The sequence below is a fragment of the Xylophilus rhododendri genome (assembly GCF_009906855.1).
GTDB lineage: Bacteria > Pseudomonadota > Gammaproteobacteria > Burkholderiales > Burkholderiaceae_C > Xylophilus > Xylophilus rhododendri.
In genome coordinates this window covers 5,615,862-5,632,875 of the sequence record NZ_CP047650.1, presented here as the reverse complement: position 1 = coordinate 5,632,875, position 17,014 = coordinate 5,615,862, and the positions used below count along the sequence as shown (strand labels likewise).

17 protein-coding genes are annotated in these 17,014 nt (G+C 69.6%); 7 read left to right on the top strand and 10 right to left on the bottom strand.

Going from position 1 to position 17,014, the window contains the following annotated elements:
- Positions 1 to 62: 62 nt before the first annotated feature.
- The 3 genes from ybiB (at position 63) to GT347_RS26075 (ending at position 2,982) form a co-directional block, all read left to right on the top strand.
- Positions 63 to 1,016: a DNA-binding protein YbiB gene (gene ybiB, locus GT347_RS26085; protein WP_160554960.1), complete on the top strand. Its 954-nt coding sequence runs from the start codon at positions 63 to 65 to the stop codon at positions 1,014 to 1,016.
- Positions 1,013 to 1,897 carry a uroporphyrinogen-III C-methyltransferase gene (gene cobA / locus GT347_RS26080; protein ID WP_160554959.1) on the top strand — a complete coding sequence of 295 codons (885 nt, stop codon included), beginning with the start codon at positions 1,013 to 1,015 and terminating at the stop codon, positions 1,895 to 1,897. Before ybiB ends, cobA begins: the two co-directional genes overlap by 4 nt.
- A 113-nt stretch (positions 1,898 to 2,010) precedes the next feature.
- Positions 2,011 to 2,982, top strand: a complete 972-nt coding sequence (locus GT347_RS26075; RefSeq protein ID WP_160554958.1) for a Bug family tripartite tricarboxylate transporter substrate binding protein — start codon at positions 2,011 to 2,013, stop codon at positions 2,980 to 2,982.
- Between the two features lie 3 nt (positions 2,983 to 2,985).
- Here GT347_RS26075 and GT347_RS26070 read toward each other — a convergent pair whose 3' ends face one another.
- The gene (locus tag GT347_RS26070) at positions 2,986 to 3,705 is read right to left on the bottom strand and encodes a GntR family transcriptional regulator (RefSeq protein WP_160554957.1); all 720 of its coding nucleotides are present in this window, start codon (positions 3,703 to 3,705) and stop codon (positions 2,986 to 2,988) included.
- A 52-nt stretch (positions 3,706 to 3,757) separates the two neighbouring features.
- Between GT347_RS26070 and GT347_RS26065 the strand changes: the two genes are divergently transcribed.
- Positions 3,758 to 4,921 carry a mandelate racemase/muconate lactonizing enzyme family protein gene (locus GT347_RS26065; RefSeq protein WP_160554956.1) on the top strand — a complete coding sequence of 388 codons (1,164 nt, stop codon included), beginning with the start codon at positions 3,758 to 3,760 and terminating at the stop codon, positions 4,919 to 4,921.
- Entirely contained in the window at positions 4,918 to 5,688 is a 771-nt protein-coding gene (locus GT347_RS26060; RefSeq protein WP_195812372.1) for a TSUP family transporter, read from the top strand. The genes GT347_RS26065 and GT347_RS26060 overlap by 4 nt, the downstream gene beginning before the upstream one ends.
- Before the next feature lie 60 nt (positions 5,689 to 5,748).
- On the opposite strand, the gene GT347_RS26055 is transcribed toward GT347_RS26060, so the two are convergent.
- The 8 genes from GT347_RS26055 to GT347_RS26020 are packed head-to-tail and all read right to left on the bottom strand — an operon-like array spanning position 5,749 to position 13,561.
- A complete protein-coding gene (locus GT347_RS26055) occupies positions 5,749 to 6,795 on the bottom strand; it encodes a tagatose 1,6-diphosphate aldolase (RefSeq protein ID WP_160554955.1) in 1,047 nt (348 codons plus the stop codon).
- Between the two features lie 5 nt (positions 6,796 to 6,800).
- Positions 6,801 to 7,727, bottom strand: coding sequence for a sugar kinase (locus tag GT347_RS26050; RefSeq protein WP_160554954.1), 927 nt, complete (start codon positions 7,725 to 7,727; stop codon positions 6,801 to 6,803).
- A gap of 8 nt (positions 7,728 to 7,735) precedes the next feature.
- Entirely contained in the window at positions 7,736 to 8,800 is a 1,065-nt protein-coding gene (locus GT347_RS26045) for an ABC transporter ATP-binding protein (protein WP_160554953.1), read from the bottom strand.
- Positions 8,801 to 8,813: 13 nt separating this feature from the next.
- On the bottom strand, positions 8,814 to 9,788 hold the full coding sequence (locus GT347_RS26040; RefSeq protein WP_160554952.1) for an alcohol dehydrogenase catalytic domain-containing protein: 975 nt from the start codon (positions 9,786 to 9,788) through the stop codon (positions 8,814 to 8,816).
- Between the two features lie 13 nt (positions 9,789 to 9,801).
- Complete coding sequence (locus GT347_RS26035; RefSeq protein WP_160554951.1) at positions 9,802 to 10,614, bottom strand: carbohydrate ABC transporter permease; 813 nt, start codon at positions 10,612 to 10,614, stop codon at positions 9,802 to 9,804.
- Positions 10,615 to 10,627: 13 nt separating this feature from the next.
- Positions 10,628 to 11,497: a carbohydrate ABC transporter permease gene (locus GT347_RS26030; RefSeq protein WP_160554950.1), complete on the bottom strand. Its 870-nt coding sequence runs from the start codon at positions 11,495 to 11,497 to the stop codon at positions 10,628 to 10,630.
- 7 nt (positions 11,498 to 11,504) lie between these two features.
- Positions 11,505 to 12,236 carry an SDR family NAD(P)-dependent oxidoreductase gene (locus GT347_RS26025; RefSeq protein WP_160554949.1) on the bottom strand — a complete coding sequence of 244 codons (732 nt, stop codon included), beginning with the start codon at positions 12,234 to 12,236 and terminating at the stop codon, positions 11,505 to 11,507.
- Positions 12,236 to 13,561 carry an ABC transporter substrate-binding protein gene (locus GT347_RS26020; protein ID WP_160554948.1) on the bottom strand — a complete coding sequence of 442 codons (1,326 nt, stop codon included), beginning with the start codon at positions 13,559 to 13,561 and terminating at the stop codon, positions 12,236 to 12,238. Before GT347_RS26020 ends, GT347_RS26025 begins: the two co-directional genes overlap by 1 nt.
- 228 nt (positions 13,562 to 13,789) lie before the next feature.
- Here GT347_RS26020 and GT347_RS26015 point away from each other — a divergent pair, with 228 nt between their 5' ends.
- Positions 13,790 to 14,779, top strand: a complete 990-nt coding sequence (locus tag GT347_RS26015) for a LacI family DNA-binding transcriptional regulator (RefSeq protein WP_229722538.1) — start codon at positions 13,790 to 13,792, stop codon at positions 14,777 to 14,779.
- A gap of 7 nt (positions 14,780 to 14,786) precedes the next feature.
- On the opposite strand, the gene GT347_RS26010 is transcribed toward GT347_RS26015, so the two are convergent.
- A complete protein-coding gene (locus tag GT347_RS26010; protein WP_160554946.1) occupies positions 14,787 to 15,893 on the bottom strand; it encodes a LacI family DNA-binding transcriptional regulator in 1,107 nt (368 codons plus the stop codon).
- Between the two features lie 140 nt (positions 15,894 to 16,033).
- Here GT347_RS26010 and GT347_RS26005 point away from each other — a divergent pair, with 140 nt between their 5' ends.
- Complete coding sequence (locus GT347_RS26005; RefSeq protein WP_160554945.1) at positions 16,034 to 17,014, top strand: Bug family tripartite tricarboxylate transporter substrate binding protein; 981 nt, start codon at positions 16,034 to 16,036, stop codon at positions 17,012 to 17,014.

The window sequence follows — 17,014 nt, the reverse complement described above, 5'->3', positions numbered from 1 at the left end:
AAGGTCATCAAGCTTTTCGGACAATCGAGGGTTCCCCACGCCCGCCCCCACCAAAAGAGACCATGGCCATCAGCCACTACATCAAGGAAATCGGCCGAGGCGCACGCGGCGCGCGGCCGCTGGACCGCGCGCAGGCCGCCGACCTGTTCGGCCAGGTGCTGGACGGCAGCGTGACCGACCTGGAGATCGGCGCCTTCTGCCTGGCCATGCGCATCAAGGGCGAGACCTCGGCGGAGCTGGCCGGCTTTCTCGACGCCACGGCCGAACGCAGCCAGCGTTTTTCCACCGCCGGCGAACAGCCCATCGTGGTGCTGCCCAGCTACAACGGCGCCCGCCGCATGCCGGTGCTGACGCCGCTGCTGGCGCTGCTGGTCGCCCGTGCCGGCCTGCCGGTGCTGGTGCACGGCAGCCCGAGCGAAGATGCCCGCATCGGTGCACGCGAGGTGTTCGAGCGGCTCGGCATCCAGGCGCTCACCCAGGTGCGCGAAATTGCCGCAGGGGAAGTCGTCTTCGCACCGACCGAGATCATCTGCCCGGGCCTGAAACGCCTGCTCGACGTGCGCCGTGTGGTGGGCCTGCGCAATCCGGCGCACAGCGTCGTCAAGCTGATGAACCCCTGCGCCGGCCCAGCCCTGCTGGTGGCCAGCTACACCCATCCGGCCTATGCCGAATCGATGGCCGAGACCTTCGCCCTGCTGGGCGCCAGCGCGCTGCTGTCGCGCGGCCTGGAGGGCGAAGTCGTCGCCGACCCGCGCCGCACGGCCGAGCTGACGGGCTTCCGCCGCGGCGCCGCCGTGCAGCTGCAGGCGCAGGCCCCCGGCACCGCGGCCGAAGTGCCCGGCCTGCCGGCGGACATCGATGCCGACAGCACCGCCGCCTACACCCGGGCCGTGCTCGACGGCCGGCTTCCCCTGCCCGAAGCGATCGCGCGGCAGCTGGAACATCTCTTGCTCCTGGCAAGGTCCATGGGCAGCGACGACCATCCGATCCTGCCCGCAGCCACGGAGACAGCATGAAAGATCCCCAAACCCCCAAACCCGGCGACGCCATCGACCCCATCTTCCAGCTGCGCGGCGGGGAGGTGCACGACCTGCCGCCGGCCCCGGCAACCGAGCCCGTCGGCCCGCGCAGCGGCGGCCGCTGCATCCTGGTCGGCGCCGGCCCGGGCGATCCGGACCTGCTGACCGTGAAGGCCGTCAAGGCCATCGCCTCGGCCACGCTGCTGCTGGTCGACGACCTGGTGAGCGATGCCATCGTCGCCCTGGCCCAGCCTGGTGCACGGGTCGTCTACGTGGGCAAGCGCGGCGGCTGCAAGAGCACGCCGCAGGCCTTCATCGAGAAGCTGATGCTGATGGCGGTGCGCGAAGGCGAGACGGTGGTGCGCCTGAAGGGCGGCGATCCCTTCATCTTCGGCCGCGGCGGCGAGGAGGTGGAACACCTGCGCGGCTTCGGCATCGAGCCGGAAGTCATCAACGGCATCACCGCCGGCCTGGCCGCGGTGACCACGCTGGGCGTGCCCCTCACCCACCGCGCGCATGCGCACGGCGTGGTCTTCGTCACCGGCCATGCCCGGCCCGGCTCGGCCGGCACCGACTGGCGCATGCTGGCCGCCACCGCGCATGCGGCGCGGCTGACGCTGGTGGTCTACATGGGTGTGAGCGGCGCCGAACACATCCAGGGCGAGCTGCTGCAGGGCCTGCCCGGGCAGACGCCGGTGGCGGTCATCCAGAACGTGTCGCTGCCCAGCCAGCGCCACACGGTGTGCACCCTGGCCGATCTGCACGAGACCATCGTGGCCCAGGGCTTCGCCAGCCCCTCGGTGATCGTGGTGGGCGATGTGCTGCAGGGCCTTGCAGCCGCGTCCGCCGCCGGGCAGCAGCAGGCACGCCTGGCCTGAACCGGCGCGCAGCCGGCCCGCAGCCGGACTGCAGCCAGGGATTAAAGGTATATAAATACATACCTTAATTTGCTAGGCTCGTCCCCACCCCGTTCCGGGGAGGAGACGACAGCATGCGCATCCCACTGGCCGCCCTGGCGCTGGCGGCGGCCTTCCTCGGCCCGAACACGCCCGCGGGGGCACAGCAGGCATGGCCATCCCGGCCGGTCACGGCCATCGTCCCCTATGTGGCCGGCGGCGGCGTCGATCCCGTCGCCCGGCTCGTATCGCAGAAGCTGGCCGAGCGCTGGGGGCAGCCGGTGCTGGTGGACAACCGCGCCGGCGGCAGCGGCACCATAGGCGCCAACGCGGTCGCCAAGGCGGCGCCGGACGGGCACACCATCCTGATGTCGGCCACCGCCGAAGTGGCCATCAACCAGTTCTTCATGAAGAAGATGGCCTACGACCCGGAGCGTGACCTGAAGCCCGTCACCCTGCTGGTCAAGCTGCCCTTCGCGCTGGTGGCATCCCCCTCCAAGCCCTATGCGGACATGGCCGGCCTGGTCGCCTACGCGCGCCAGCATCCCGGTGCGGTGAGCTACGGCTCCTCCGGGCCGGGCACGCCGCAGCACCTGGCCGGCGTGCTGGTGGAGCAGCTGGCCGGCGTGTCGCTGCTGCATGTGCCGTTCAAGGGCGTGGCGCAGGCGATGACGGACATCCTCAGCGGCCAGGTGGACATCGGCTTTGCCGGCCTGCCGACCGCGCTGCAGCAGATCCAGGCCGGCAAGCTGCGGGCGCTGGGCGTGTCCTCGCGCGAGCCGGCCGCCGCCGCGCCGCAGGTGCCGGCCATCGCGCAGACGCCGGGGCTGGAGCGCTTCGAGCTGATCCAGTGGTTCGGCGTCTTCGTGCCGGCCAGGACACCGCAAACGGTGGTGCAGAAGATCCAGCACGACATCGCCGAGGTGCTGGCCCTGCCGGAGGTGCGCGACACCCTGCTGCGCCAGGGCGCCGAGCCCAGCGGCATGCCGACGGCCGAATTCGAGGCCTTCGTGCAGGCCGAGCGGGCGAAATTCCGCCAGATCGTGCAGGCCGCGCGCATCGAGTGATGGCTATACCGTCAGGTCGATCTCCAGCCGCACCGCCTCGCCGCGGTAGATGACCTCGGCCAGGTAGATCACATGTCCGCCCTCCCCTTCGAACACCCGCTCGACGAAGGCCACCGGTGCGTTCGGCGCCACGCCCAGGTGGCGCGCCACGTCGGTATCGGCCGTGCCCACCGTCATGGTCTGGTGCGCGCGCCGCACCTTGCAGCCGGGCATGGCCAGCAGCACCGGGATCACCGCCTGCTGGCGAAAGCGCCGCGGCGCCAGGGCGAACACTGCGGCGTCGATGTAGAGGGTGATCACGCAATAGGCAACGCCGCCTTCGGAATGCACCCGCTGCAGGCAGACGTATTCGGTGTCGTCGCGGCGCTGCGCGGGCGGCAGCGGGCCGCGGCTTTCGCCGAGCGTGCGGATCTCGGGCGGCGCCCGCAGGTACATGGCGCCCAGCGCCTGCAACGTGGTCTGCACCTGGATGTTCTTCACCGCGCGCGGCTGGCCGGTGACCACCGTGCCGCTGCCGCGCCGCGCATCCAGCAGGCCCTCCTCCACCAGCAGCTGCACCGCCTGCCGGGCGGTCAGCCGGGCCACACCGAACTCCTCGGCCAGTTCGTGCAGCGAAGGCACGCGGGTGCCCGCCGCCCACTGGCCGCGGTCTATGCGCTGGCGCAGGGCGTTGGCCACCACGCCGTACTTGGGCGCGTTGCCCGCGCGCTCGTTTTGACTCATCGCGACTCGCCTCCACCCCGTTTTTCCATTGCCTGACAAGGACGACAGATTCATGGCCTGCACAGCTGACACCGCATTTTCCGTCGAACGCATCGACGTCTTCGTTTTCCGCGCCCCGGCCGACCCGCCGGTGCAGACCTCCTTCGGCATCATGCGCGACCGCCCGGCCGTGCTGCTGTGCGTGACCGATACCCAGGGCGCCTGCGGCTGGGGCGAGGTGTGGTGCAACTTCCCGGTGGTGGGCGCCGAGCACCGCGCGCGCATGGCGGCCACCTATCTGCGGCCGCTGGTCTGCGGCAGCCGCTTCGAGCATCCACGCGCCTGCTTCGAGGCGCTGACGGCCAAACTCGCCGTGCTGGCGCTGCAGTGCGGCGAGCCGGGCACCCTGCAGCAGATCGTCGCCGGGCTGGACATCGCCCTGTGGGACATGCTGGCGCGCCGCGCCGCCATGCCGCTGTGGCGGCTGCTGTCCGACGGCGCGCTCGACAGGCCCGCCCCCATCCCGCTCTATGCCTCCGGCATCAACCCCACCGACCCGGACCAGCTCGCCGCCGCCAAGCTGCAGGAAGGCTACCGGGCCTTCAAGCTGAAGGTGGGTTTCGGCGCCGCGCGCGACAGCGCCAACCTGCAGGCGATCCGCGAGGTGATCGGCGAGGACGCGCCCTTCATGGTCGATGCCAACCAGGCCTGGGACATGGAAGAGGCCATCGCCGCCGGCCGCCGCATGGAACGCTTCGGCCTGGGCTGGCTGGAAGAGCCGATACGCGCCGACCGCCCCGCCGCCGACTGGACCCGCCTGGCCGCCGAACAGCCGCTGCGCCTGGCCGGCGGCGAGAACCTTGCTGGCCTGGCGCAGTTCGACGAATTCATAGGCACCGGCGGCATGACGGTGATCCAGCCCGATCTGGGCAAATGGGGCGGCTTCAGCGGCTGCCTGGAAGTGGGACGGCGCACCCTGCGCCAGGGCAAGACTTTCTGCCCGCACTGGCTGGGCGCGGGCATCGGCCTGACGGCCTCCTTCCACCTGAAGGCGGTGGTCGGCGGGCCGGGTTATGTGGAGGTGGACGCCAACCCGAACCCGCTGCGTGAGCTGCTGGCCCTGCCGACCTTCCAGCTCGTCGATGGCGCGGTGCAGCTGGACGAGCGCCCGGGGCTCGGCGTGGAGCCCGACCTGCAGGCCTGCCGCGATTTCATCGTCCAGGTCGCCGGCACTTGAGCGCTCTTTCGCTGCTGGCCTTCATGGCCTGCGTGGCGCTAGCCACCTATGCGCAGAACCTCACCGGCTTCGCCTTCGGGCTGATCCTGCTGGGCCTGAGCGCCAGCCTGCACATCGCCTCGGTGGCCGATGCCGCCAATGCGGCGACGGTGCTGACCCTGGTCAATGCCTGGACCTATTTCCGCGCGGCCGAGGCGCCACCGCCCTGGCGGCTGATGCGCACCACCCTCTGCGCCAGCCTGGTCGGCGTGGCGGCGGGCGTGGCCCTGCTGGGCTGGCTCAGCGGCAATGCCATCGGCTACCTGCGTGCGCTGCTGGGCCTGAGCATCCTGGGCTGCGCCGCGCTGCTCCTGCTGCAGGGCGAGCCGCTGGCGCGGGTTTCCGGGCAGCGCTCCTTCGCGGTGGTCGGGCTGCTGTCGGGATTGCTGGGCGGCATGTTCGCCAGCTCCGGCCCGCCGCTGGTCTACCAGATGTACCGCCAGCCGATGCCCCGGGAGCTGGTGCGGCGCGGTCTGCTGCTGGTGTTCGCCTTCAATTCCGCGGTGCGGCTGGCGCTGGTGCTGCCGACCGGGCAGTTCTCGCTGCATGCGCTGGTGCTGGCGGTGTGCGCGATACCCGTGGTCTACATCGTCACCCGGCTGCACCACCGCCATCCGCTGGCGCTGCGGCCGGGTCTGCTGAAGGCGCTGGTAGCGGTGCTGCTGTGCGCCTCGGGCGCGACGCTGCTGCTGTCGGCCTGGCGGGCGATGGTCGCCGTCGCCGTCTGAGCCGCCCCGGCCTGCAGGGCGTGCAGGGCCGGCGGCTGCCGGCCCTGGGGGGCTAGCCGATCAGGCGTAGGCCGAACACAGCTCGCCTTCGGCCTGCATCGAGTCGAAGGCGCTGTAGTCGGCCTGCCAGGCATTGCCCGCGCGTTGGGTGAGCGCCTCCAGCTCGGCCAGGGTGGCGGCGCCTTCCACGCGCAGCTGCTCGGCGCAGCGTTGCAGGTCGGGGAAGTTCTGCAGCGCCTGCCACCAGACGGCACGGCCGGCCAGGAAGCCGTGGGCGCCCGCGGCATAGGCGTACTCCATCACCCGCACGAACTGCCTGGAGGTGACACCGGCGGACAGCATCACCCACGGGATGCCGGCCTGCTTGCAGATGGCGCCCATCCGGTCGAACCAGCCCTGCGCCGCTAGGTGGGCGGCGCTGCCGTCGCGTGCCGGCAGGGTGGCGCCGGGCAGCGGGGCTTCGAGCTTGAACAGGTCCACGCCGTACTGCGGCTTGGCGAATTCGCGCACGCTCTCCAGCACCAGCTCGGGCAGCTTCTCGGGCGATTCGATGTAGTCGGTGGTGTGGCGTTCGCTCTTGGGGAAGGGGTAGACCAGCAGCTCCAGCACCAGCGGGATGTCCCAGCGCTTGCACTCCTGGCCGATCTTCTCGACGTACTGCTTCTGGTGCGCGATGACATCGGCATCCGCATCCGGCCGGTACCAGGCCAGCACCTTCACGCCGTCGCCGCCGGCGCGCTTGATCTTCTCCACGCTCCAGTCGTCGATGGAATGCGACAGCCGGCCGCCGGGGGTGTCCCTGAAGCGGTGGTCCTCCAGCGTCACCACCAGGCCGGTGTGGGCCGGCAGCTTCTGCAGCGCGGCGGGAAAGGCGTAGTTGGGATCGAAGAGCATGGCGCTGGCATGCTCGCCCAGCGTGTCGACCAGGGTGCGCTTCACATCGATCATGTCGGTGAAGCTCACCTCCGATGGCGGAATGCCGCGCTTGGCGGAAATCAGCGCGGCGATGGGCGGGCGCTGGTCCAGCGCCACCATCGTGAAATGCCCTTGCGGCGTGGCCATGCGGCGCATGCCCCATGTCTTGCCCAGCTTGAGGTCTGCGGCCATGTGGATCACTCCTTCAGTTGTTCGACGAGAGACATCGCGGTGGCGAAGTCCGGCACCCCGGCGCGTCCGCCGGGGCTGGTGCACTTGAGGGCCGCCACCGCAGCGGAAAATTGGAAGGCGTGGCGCACCGGCCAGCCGGCGCCCAGCGCGAAGGCGTATGCGCCGTGGAAGACATCGCCGGCGCCGGTGGTGTCTATGGCTTCCACCGCATGGGCGGGCAGCGACTGGAAACCGCCGGCATCCAGCCAGCGCAGGCCGCGTTCGCCCAGGGTCACCGCCGCCAGCCGGCAGCCGCGCGACAGGGCGAAACGCAGGCTCTCGTCCACGCCGCAGCCGGCCGGCGCATAGGCGGCCAGTCCGGGTTCGGAGAACACCGCGTGATCGGTATGGGGCAGCAGCAGGTCGAAGACCTCCTCATCGGAGACATCGCCGTCCAGCACCGTCGGCAGGCCGCGCTGGCGGGCGGCGGCGAACAGGGCCGCGGCGCCTTCGGGCCAGCGCGGGTCGGCCAGCACCGCGTCCGCGCCATTCAGTTCATCCAGCGGCAGCCAGTCGGCGGCGGCCGGCAGGCCGGCGCCGCGGAAGTTGACGATCATGCGTTCGCCCTGCCCGTCCACCACGATGCCGGACACCGAGGAGCGTGCGCCCTCGAACAGCCGGAACCCGCGGGTATCGACACCGCAGGCCTGCAGCTGCGACTGCATCTCGCGCCCGGCGCCGTCCTGCCCCGCCCGGCCCCAGAAGCTGGCCTTGCCGCCCAGCCGCGCCACGGCGGCCGCCGCATTGGCTGCCATGCCGCCGCCGCCCTCGCGCAGGTCCGATGCCCGGGTCTTGCCGCCGCGCGGCAGGGTCTCGACCTGCCAGGTGATGTCCAGCGCCGACAGGCCCAGGCAGACCAGCCGGGGATGGGGAGCCGCACCGCCGCTGTCCATGGCCGGCCTCAGCACCGCAGCACCGCGCCGTCTTCCACGCCGAAGAGATGGCTCTGCGCCATGTCGAAGCCCAGCGTGATCATGTCCCCGGGCCGCACCCGCAGCGCCGGCGGCACCCGGGCCACATGGCGCCTGCCCTCGCAGTCGAAGTAGACCAGCGTGTCCGAACCCAGCGGCTCCACCACGCTCACCTGCACCCGCACGCCGGGCGAGCCTTCGGGCAATACCTCGATGTGTTCGGGCCGCACGCCCAGCACGGCCGGCCCCGACACGCCCCGGCACTTCGGCGGCAGCGGCATCTGCGTGCCGTCCTGCAGGCGCAGCGCGGCGCCGTCGGCCTGCACCGAAAAGAAGTTCATGGTCGGCGAGCCGATGAAGCCGGCCACGAACTGGTTCGCGGGCGACTGGTACACCTCTTCGGGCGTGCCGAACTGCTGCACCACGCCGGCCTTGAGCACCACGATGCGGTCGGCCATGGTCATGGCCTCCACCTGGTCGTGGGTGACGAAGATCATGGTGGTCTTCAACTGCTGCGACAGCGCCTTGATCTCGGTGCGTACCTCGCCGCGCAGCTTGGCGTCGAGGTTGGACAGGGGCTCGTCGAAGAGGAAGACCTGCGGATCGCGCACCATCGCCCGGCCCATGGCCACCCGCTGGCGTTGGCCGCCGGAGAGCGCCTTGGGCTTGCGGTCCAGGTAGTCGCCTATGCGCAGCATGCCGGCGGCGCGGTCGACCCGGCGCCTGATCTCGTCCCTGGGTGTGTTGCGCATCTCCAGGCCGAAGCCCATGTTGTCGCGCACGGTCATGTGCGGATAGAGGGCGTAGTCCTGGAAGACCATGGCGATGTCGCGTTCGGCCGGCGGCATGTCGTTGACCTTGCGCTCGCCGATGAACAGCTCGCCGCCGTCCACCGGCTCCAGCCCGGCCACGATGCGCAGCAGGGTCGATTTGCCGCAGCCCGAGGGGCCGACGAACACCACGAATTCCTGGTCGCGGATCTCCAGGTCGAGCGAGGGGATCACCGTGGTGTCGCCGAAGCGTTTCACCAGTCCCTGCATGCGGATGGCTGCCATCTGTGCGTGTCCTTCAGGCAAAGGCCAGCAGCGGCTTGACCAGCTCGCCCGCCACGAAGCGGCCGAACATCTCGGGCAGTTGCTCTATGCCGAACTGCGCATCCACCAGCTGCCGGTAGCGCGCCTGCTCGCTGCGCAGCAGCTCCAAGTTGAGGGGGAAGTCGGACTTGGGGAAGTAGAAGGTGCGCACCATGTAGAAGTCCTTGCGGCGGATGGCCTTGTTCTCCTGCACCGGCCAGGGCTTGTCGCTCTCGCCGATGAGGATGAGCACGCCGCGCGGCAGCACGATCTCCATGCCAAGGCTGCGCGCGGCATGGGCGCCGCTGCATTCCACGATCAGCTTGAAGCGCTTGCTGCCGTCGCCCACCGGATGGGACTTCGCGCCGAAGGATTCGGCCAGCTGCAGGCGCTCCTGCTTCAGGTCGGACACGTACACATCGGTGTAGCCCATGTTCTGCAGCGCGATCAGCGCGCCGATGCCGACCGGGCCGGCGCCGGTGACCAGCACCGGTCCGGTGGTCTGCGGCGGCACCAGCGGGCGCACGAAGCGGATGCCGTGGGCGGCGGTGCCTATGGTGTCCAGCAGCAGGGGCGCGAGTTCGTCGGGGATGTCGTCGGGCACCGGCAGCAGGCACTGCTCGGGCACGGTGAGGTATTCGGCATAGCCGCCCGGCCGGTTCCAGCCCACCAGCACCGATTCGTTCAGGCACATCTGGGTGTCGCCGGCCAGGCAGGCCTCGCAGTGGCCGCAGTGCACGGGGATGTAGACCAGGCAGCGCCGCCCGTCCAGCGCATGGCCGGGCTGCTGCACCACGCCGAAGATCTCGTGGCCGGGGGTGATCTCCGCGCCCTTGAACCACAGCTTGGTATCGGAGCCGCAGAGCGCCGTGCGCCGCACCTTCAGCAGCACCTCGCCGGGGCCGGCCACCGGCATGGGCGCCTGGCCGATGGTGATCTTCTGCTCGCCATGAAAAATTGCAGCCTGCATGTGGATGTCTCCTCTAGCCTTTGACGGCGCCCATGGCCAGGCCCGAGACGAGCCTGCGCTGGACGATGAATGCGAGCAGCAGCGGCGGCAGCGCGATCAGCGTCGCGGCCGCCATCAGCGCGCCCCAGTTGGATGCGCCCTCGCCGATGAAGTTGAAGGACGCGGCGATCAGCGTCTTGGTGTCCCCGTTCGACAGCACCAGGGCGAAGAGGAAGTAGTTCCAGGAGAAGACGAAGGACAGGATGGACGACACCACCAGCCCCGGCGTGACCAGCGGCAGCGCGATGCGCCACAGGATGCGCGGCACGCTGCAGCCGTCCACCTGCGCGCTCTCGAACACACTGCGCGGGATGTTGTCGAAGAAGGGCAGCAGCACCCAGATGACGATGGGCATGGTGATGGCCGCATGGGTCAGGATCAGCGCCCAGTAGCCGCCTATCATCCCGGCCTCGCGGAACATCACGTACCAGGGCAGCAGGAACAGGGTGCCCGGCGCCATGCGCGCCAGCAGCGTCACCGTGGCCGGCCAGGTGATGCGGGTCCACGAGACCGCGAAGGCCGCCGGCACCCCCAGCAGCAGGCCGATGGCGGTGGAGCCCACGGTGATCACCGTGCTGTTCCACGTGTAGTGCAGAAAGGGCGTGCTGCCGAAGAGCGTGCGGTAGTTGTCCAGCGTGGGCGAGAAGAACAGCCGGGGCGGATAGGCCGTGACCTGGGCCGAGGGCTTGAAGGACGACAGCACCATCCAGGCGATGGGCAGCAGGATCAGCAGCGCCACGAAGGCGATCTGCAGCAGGTTGAGGCGGCGCAGGAGTTTGTCGTTCATGGTCCCGCCCCGCTCACCAGGCCACGCGCTTGCGCGCCTGGGTCAGCACCATCACGGCGCCCAGCACGATGGCCGAGAGCGTGATCATCAGCGCGCTGGAATAACCGATCTCGAACAGCTCGAAGCCCTTGCGAAAGCCGTAGATGTTGAGCGTGTTGGAGGCATTGCCCGGCCCGCCCTGGGTGGTGATGTAGATGATGTCGAAGAAGCGCAGCAGGTCCACGCTGCGCAGGATGGCGGCGGTGACCAGCGTGGGCGCCAGCAGCGGCAGCGTGATGCGCCAGAAGGTGCGCCAGCGCGAGGCGCCGTCGATCTGCGCGGCCTCGTAGACGTTCGGCGGCAGCGACTGCAGGCCGCCGAGCACGATCAGGGCCACATAGGGCGTCCACTGCCAGGTGTCGATCATGGCGACGGTGGGAATCACCCAGACCGGCGAGGCCAGCCAGTCCGAGCGCGGCAGGCCGACCGACTGCAGCAGCCAGTTGGCCGCGCCGATGGAAGGGTCCAGCACCACCAGCCACATCATGCCGACCACCACCGGCGGCAGCACGAAGGGCGAGATCATGAGGGTGCGCACGATGCCCGACAGCTTCTTGGAGTGGTGCAGCAGCAGCGCGATCCAGGTGCCCAGCACCAGCTGCAGCGCCAGCGAGAGCAGGTAGAGCGCCAGGGTGATCTTCAGGCCGTTCCAGAACTCGCCGTCGCCCGCCATCTCGACATAGTTCATGCCGAAGTTGAGCTTGGGCTTGCCGCCGAAGCTGAACTCGTGGAGGCTGAACCACACGGTGTAGGCGAAGGGAAAGGCGATCATCGCCACGGTGAACGCCACCGCCGGCAGCGACAGAAAGGCCAGCTGGCCGCGGGTGCCTATGGATTGGCTCATGCTGTGTTCATCCCGCGAGAAAGCCGCCGTCGGCCGCCAGCACCGTGCCGGTGAGATAGCCGGCGGCCGGCGAGGCCAGGAAGACGGCGCTGCCGCTGATGTCGTCCGGCTGCGCCCAGCGGCCGAGCGGAATGCGCGAGCGGATGCGTTCGTAGTGCGCCGGGTCCTGCCGGCCGGCGGCATTGATCGGCGTTTCCACATAACCGGGCGCCAGCGCGTTCACCCGCACGCCGTGTTCGGCCCAGGCCAGCGCCAGGGATTTGGTGAGCATCACCACCCCGCCCTTGCTGGCGCAGTAGGCGGGGATGAAAGGCAGGGCGACGTAGGCGTTCATCGAGGCCACGTTGACGATGCTGCCGCCGCTGGCCTTGAGCAGCGGCAGGCAGGCATTGCACAGGCGGAAGGTGCCGGTGAGGTTCACGTCCAGCACCCGCTGGAAGGTGTCGATCTCGAATTCCTTGAAGCGCGCCAGGATGCCGGCCGAATTGACCAGGGTGTGCAGGCTGCCCAGCGAGGCGCAGAAGCCGGCGACCGCGCGGTCGTCGGTCACATCGAGCGTGCGCAGTTCCAGGCGCTCGCAAGGGCGCAGGGTGCTGGCAGACAAGGCGGCCTCGTCCACGCCGGTGGCGATCACGCTGCAGCCCATGTCCAGGAAGGCGGCCGAGATGGCGGAGCCGATGCCGCCGGCGCCGCCCACCACCAGCACGCGGTGGCCCGGGGGGAAGTCGAAGGCGGCCATCAGTCCTTGCCGTCCTTGGCATCCTTGGCGATGAGGGCGTCGAGCTGCTTGTCGGCATCGGCGCAGGCCTGGGCGACGGTCTTCTGGCCCAGGATCAGCTCGGTGGCGGCCTGGCCGATGAAGTCACGCGAGGCCGGGTTGGCGCCGATGGGGTAGCCGACTTCCGAGGTGCCGGTCCTGGACAGTTCGTTGACCGCGGCGACCCATTCGGCGCGCACCGGCTGCTCGTCCGTCCAGGCCTTGTAGCCCGCCGCCTGGCTCACCGCCGAGCGCGGCGGCGCCACGCCGTCGAGCGCCAGCCTGGCCTGCACCGCCGGGCTGGTCGCCCACTGCACGAAGTACCAGGCGGCCTCCTTGTTCTTGCTGTGGGCGGAGACCGACATGGTCCAGCCGATGACGGTGGGATGCGAGCCGCCGGGGCCGGCCGGCAGCACCGCCACGCCGGTGTCCTTCAGCCGCGCGCCGCCTTCCATCACGTTGCGCAGCTCGTTGGAGGACTCGAAGGCCATGGCCGCCTTGCCCTCGCGGTAGAGCGAGGAGATCTGATAGAAGCTGTAGTTGACGACGCCGGGCGGCCCGAAGTCCTTGAGGAGCTTGGCATACAGCGCCAGCGAGTCCTGGCCCGGCTTGCTGCACAGCTGGGACTTGCCGTCCTGCATGTACTGCCCGCCCATGTTGTGCAGGAAGACGCTGTAGGTGAAAGGCAGCGCGGGTTTCAGGCCGCGTGAGACGAAAGGCGTCACGCCCGCGTCGCAGGCCTTGAGTTTGCCGGCCGCGGCTTCGAGTTCGCCCAGATTCCTAGGCAGCGCCACGCCGCATTTCTGCAGCAGGTCCTTGCGGTAATAGAGCACCGGGCCTTCGACGTTCATCGGAATGCCGGTGAGCTGCTTGCCGTAACTGGCGTCCTTGAGCATGCCGGCGCTCAGGTCGCCGAAGTCGTAGTCCCTGGCGCTGGCGGTCTTCACCAGCTCGGAGAGATCGGCGTACCAGCCGGCCTTGGCGAACTGCAGGCCTTCGCGCGAAGGCAGCGACATGAAGACGTCGACCTCGTCGCTGCGCGAGTTCATCACCGTGACCAGGCGCTGGCGCATCTGCTGCTCCTGGTAGGAGTCCACCTTGAGTGTCATGCCGGTCTGCTGCTCGAACTCGGCCTTGTACTTGAGCAGCGCGTTGGCCACCGGGTTGTTGTTGGCCAGGAAGGTGAGGGTCTTGCCCTGGTGCTTCTTCCAGTTGAATTCCTGGGCATGCACTCCACCGGCACAGGCGGCGGCGGCCAGGACGAGCAGGGTCCGGCGCAGGGCCGGGCGAGCGAAGGCTTGTCTCATGTCTGTCTCCTTTTTCAGGGTCCTGTCGGTGTCGCCGGGCCCCATGTAACCGTTTACAGATTATGGGAAGCGCTCAAGCGCAACGTCAATGGGGAATGGTCTGGTTTCCTAGACCTTTTCATAGGTAATTTCCCGGAACCTGCCGGCAAGGGGAAAAGCCCAGCCGGTCCTGTAAACTGTTTCAGGATGAAGCCAAGAGCCTCTGCAAAATCGGTCGGGATACGGGAGGTGGCGCTGCGCGCGGGCGTGTCCACCGCCTCCATCTCGCGTGCTCTGAACAAGCCGGATTCCGTCAGCGCCGACCTGCGCGCCCGCATCCACAGCGCCATCACCGACCTGGGCTACATCCCGGACGCCGCGGCGCGGGCGCTGTCATCGCGGCGCAGCCACACCATCGGCGCGATCATTCCCACGGTGGACAACGCCATGTTCGCGCGCGGCATCGAGGCGCTGCAGAGCTATCTCTCGCTGCAGGGCTACCTGCTGCTGCTGTCGACCAGCGGCTACGACCCCGAGACCGAGGCCCGGCTGGCGCAGAACATGGTCAGCCGCGGCATCGACGGCCTGATCCTGCGCGGCGACGTGCACACCGATGCGCTGCGCAAGCTGCTGGCCACGCAGCGCATCCCCTTCATCAACGTGGGGGTCTACCACCCCGACAAGCCCTATGCCTCGGTCGGCACCAACAACGAGGCGGCGGCCTGGCGCGCCTGCCGCTACCTGATCGAACTGGGCCACCGCCGGATCGGCATGGTCGCCGCCATTTCCGCGCAGAACGACCGGGCCACCGCACGCATCGCCGGTGTGCACCGGGCGCTGGCCGAAAGCGGGCTGAGCATGCCGCCGCAGTGGTTCATCGAAGTGCCCTACCGGCTCGACGACGCCCGCGAGGCCGCCCGCCAGCTGCTGGCCGCGCCCGACAAACCCACGGCGGTGGTCTGCGGCAACGACGTCATCGCCTACGGCGTGATGATGGAAGCCGAGCGCCACGGCCTGCATGTGCCGCAGGACCTGTCGGTGATGGGCTTCGACGACCTCGAATGGAGCCGCCACCTGCGGCCCAGCCTCACCACCATGCATGTGCCGACCGACGAGATCTGGACCCGCGCCGGCCAGTACCTGGTGAAGTCGCTGGCCGGGGAGCCGGCCACGCTGCACTACGAGGTCGATGTCTCGCTGGTGGTGCGCGACTCGACCGCCAGGACGCGCGCCGTCTAGCCGGCCTTCAGCGGGAGATGCGGCTGCTCTCGCGCACCACCAGCTCGCAGTCGATGTGGTGGGTGCGGATGCCGACCGGCTCGCCGGCCGGCGCATGCAGCAGCTCGACCAGCGTGCGCGCGGCGGTGCTGCCGATGGCCTGGGGCTGGGTGCGCACGGTGGTCAGGGCCGGGGTGAGGATGGCGCCGATGGCCGCGTCGCCGAAGCCGGCCAGCGCGCAGTCGTGCGGCACCGCCAGGCCCAGGCGGGCGCAGCCCAGGAGGGCCGCCATCGCCATGCTGTCGTTGGCGAAGACCAGGGCGCGCGGGCGTGTGGCCGGCGCTTCCTGCGACAGGCGGACGGCGTGGTCCGTGCCGGCCTCGATGTCGTCGCCGTGGGCCGAATACACCACGTCGGCCGCCAGGCCCGCGGCCTGCATCGCCTCGGTGTAGCCCTCGATACGCCGGGCGGCGCGGGTGTCGTCGAGGCGGGCGTTCATGGCGAAGCGCAGGCGCCTGACGCCCTGTTCCAGGAAATGCCGGGTCAGGATGCGGCCGACCTCGCGCTGCGAGAAACCGACCTGGTGGAACGGCCGGCCTTCCACCACTTCCCAGGCCTCGACCACCGGAATGCGCATCTGGGCCAGCAGGGCGTCGGAAGCCTCGGAGTGGTCGCCGCGGGTGAGGATCAGGCCGCTGGGATGCCAGCCCAGGAAGGCCTGGATGGCGCGCTCCTCCGAGGCGATCGAATAGTCGCTGTTGGCCAGCAGCAGTTGCAGGCCGTGCTGCTCCAGCGTGTCGCCCATGGCGCGCACCAGCGGCGCGAAGGTGGGACTGGAGACGTTCTGCATCACCGCGCCGACCAGCCCGCCCTGCGAGGACGCCAGCCGGCGCGCCACCTGGCTCGGCACGTAGCCGGTCTGGCGGATGACGGCGGCGAGCTTTTCGCGCCGCTTCTCGCTGACCCGGCCGGGGTCGTTGAAATACCGCGAGGCGGTAACCGAGGACACCCCCGCCAGCGCCGCCACGTCGTGGATGGTGAGGGTGCCGAGCTTGCGCCGCGGGCCCCTGCCGGGCGCGGCATCGGCCGCCGGTTCGCCGGCGGGAGAGGGGCTGTCTTCGGGGCTGGAGGCCATGCGTCAGGGTTTGCGACGAGGGTGAACGGGTTGACGTTCGAAGACCCCGAACTATACACTGCCGATCGATGGTACCGGTTCCATTTCTCCAGGAATGGAACCGGTACCATCTTCGAACAGAGACAAGAACGGATTTCGACATGCCTTCTCCCAAAGCCTCGCTCCGGGCCCTTTTCGCCGCCCTGCTCGCCAGCTGCACCCTGGCCGCCACCGGCGCCGACTACCCGGACCGCCCCATCACCATCGTCGTGCCGCAGCCACCCGGCGGCGCCGCCGACGCGGTGGCCCGCCCCTTCGGCCAGTTGCTGTCGCAGCGGCTGGGGCAAGCGGTGGTGATCGACAACCGCCCCGGCGCCAACGGCAACATCGCCGCCGCCTACGTGGCGCGCAGCCAGCCGGCGGACGGCTACACCATCTTCTTCGGCTCGGTCAGCACCCTGGCGGTGAACCCGCACCTGTACAAGTCCACCGGCTTCGATCCGCTGAAGGATTTCCAGCCGCTGACCCTCACCAACCAGACGCCCAATGTGCTGATCGTCGGCGCGCAGACGCCCTACCGCTCGGTGGCCGAGGTGATCGCCGCGGCCAGGGCCAGGCCGGGCGAACTCAATTTCGGCTCGGCCGGCAACGGCAACACCATGCACCTGACGGGCGTGCAGTTCGAGGCCCGCACCGGCACCCGCCTGACGCATGTGCCCTACAAGGGCGGCCCGGCCGCGCTGAACGACGTCATCGCCGGGCAGATCCCCATGATGTTCCACAACCTGTCGGCGGTACTGGCCTTCCAGAAGGCCGGCAAGGTGCGCATCCTGGCCGTGGCCGACACCAAACGTTCACCGCTGGTGCCGGATGTTCCCACCATGGCCGAGGCCGGCGCGCCGGGCGTGGTGCAGATCGCCTGGAGCGGCATGCTGGTGCGCAGCGGCACGCCGCAGCCGGTGGTGGACCGGCTGGTGCGCGAGATGAAGGCCATCCTCCAATCGCCCGAGTTCCGCAAGCCCCAGGAAGAGCAAGGCAGCGAGATCCTCGTCTCGACGCCCGCGGAATTCGCGGCGCGCCTGAAGGCCGACTACACCACCATGGGCAAGGTCATCGAGGCCGGCAAGGTCAGCATCGACTGA